Below are 1,411 nucleotides of genomic sequence, written 5' to 3'. Positions count from 1 at the left end.
GCCCTGCGGCCGCGGCAGCGACTCCACCCCAGACAACGTCACGGCTGGGCACCGTACCGGTCACCACGACCCTCGTCAGCTCACCACGCTGACCAGCACACATGCCTTATCTGAACCGCATTGTCCTGGCAGCCGGTCCTCAGCGGAAAACCGGTTGGAACCGCCGGACGTGTCACTGAAGAATCGACCGCATGGAGTTCGTTCCCTGCGAGCGGGTTCGGGACTCGTTTCTCCGCGCCCTGGCTGACTATCACGCCGAAGGCCGTTACCGGGACCTCGATCCCGTGCAACTAGCCAACGAGTTCCCCGCCTATCTCCGCGCAGTGGCGGCAAAAGCCGATCCCGACGCACCTCGCCCGCCCGGGCGGGTACCGGAGACTCTGCTGTGGTACGTCAACGGTTCGAACTACCTCGGCCGGATCTCCATCCGCCACCGGCTCACGTCGCAGCTGCGGAAGATCGGCGGCCACATTGGCTACGACGTGGCCCCAGCGGAGCGCCGCCGCGGCCACGCAAGGCGGATGCTGGCGCTGGCGCTGCCGTTCGCGCATCGGTTGGGTATCGATCCCGCGCTCGTCACCTGCAATGTCGAGAACATGGCATCACGCAAGGTCATCGAGCGCAACGGCGGTGTCCTCGCCGAGCAGTCCGTCGGCGTTTTGCGGTTCTGGGTGCCCACCGCCCCGGCCAGCACGCGATCGAGGCCAGGACATGGCATCACCCTCGATGATCATGCGGCGAAGGCTCGTGGTCCGCGGTGAGTGTGGACGCGTCCCGATTGAACCAGACCAGGCGGGCGCGAATGTGGCTGCCGAAGCCGAACAGGCGCAGCGCGGTCTCCGGCTTACGGAGGCTCATCCGTAGCCTGCGGTCGACCGAGACGACCTCGGCGTGGTCGGCGAAGGCCATCCCCCAAGCGGCGATCTCGGCGTCCACACGCTCGCCATATTCCTGCACGATGGCGAACAGCCGAGGCGCCTCGTCCGCGACCATGCTTTCCAGGATCGCCGCGAACTGCGGCTCGCCACACAGCGGCGGGATGCCGCTGGGGTCGGGCACGAACGCGTCCAGCGGGTGCCGCTGTCGGCCGCGCTCGGCGAGGGTGCATTCGAGCTGTGTTGGGCTCGGTGCTGGTGCCATGATTGCCTTCCTCGTTAGCTGTGCACGGTTGTGTTGCCGGGCATAGGGGACGTGGTCATCGCGTGCCGTCCGCGTCGTCTGGGGGCCAATCGGATGGGCTGGCCGTTACCGGAAGCACGTAGGGCCGGCACCGGGATCCTGCGGGGGTGTCGCTACTGATCTTGAAATCCTGAGGTGACACGGCGTGTTTACGTGCAGTCGCTGCCTGTGATGACTATCCCGGTGGCATGAGATACCCGGACGGTGGCGGTCTGACGCCCACAGCGCGTGC

2 protein-coding genes are annotated in these 1,411 nt (G+C 66.8%); one reads left to right on the top strand and one right to left on the bottom strand.

From position 1 onward, the window contains the following. Window positions 1-191 precede the first annotated feature (191 nt). Window positions 192-761 (top strand): GNAT family N-acetyltransferase, encoded by a 570-nt coding sequence (locus FFT21_RS28520; protein WP_137816984.1) that lies wholly within the window; start codon window positions 192-194, stop codon window positions 759-761. Here FFT21_RS28520 and FFT21_RS28515 read toward each other — a convergent pair. Then, the gene (locus tag FFT21_RS28515; protein ID WP_225978856.1) at window positions 718-1,140 is read right to left on the bottom strand and encodes a hypothetical protein; all 423 of its coding nucleotides are present in this window, start codon (window positions 1,138-1,140) and stop codon (window positions 718-720) included. The genes FFT21_RS28520 and FFT21_RS28515 overlap by 44 nt on opposite strands. Between the last annotated feature and the right edge of the window lie 271 nt (window positions 1,141-1,411).

The sequence above is a fragment of the Gandjariella thermophila genome (assembly GCF_005405885.1).
GTDB lineage: Bacteria > Actinomycetota > Actinomycetes > Mycobacteriales > Pseudonocardiaceae > Gandjariella > Gandjariella thermophila.
This window is presented reverse-complemented; position numbering and strand designations above follow the sequence as displayed.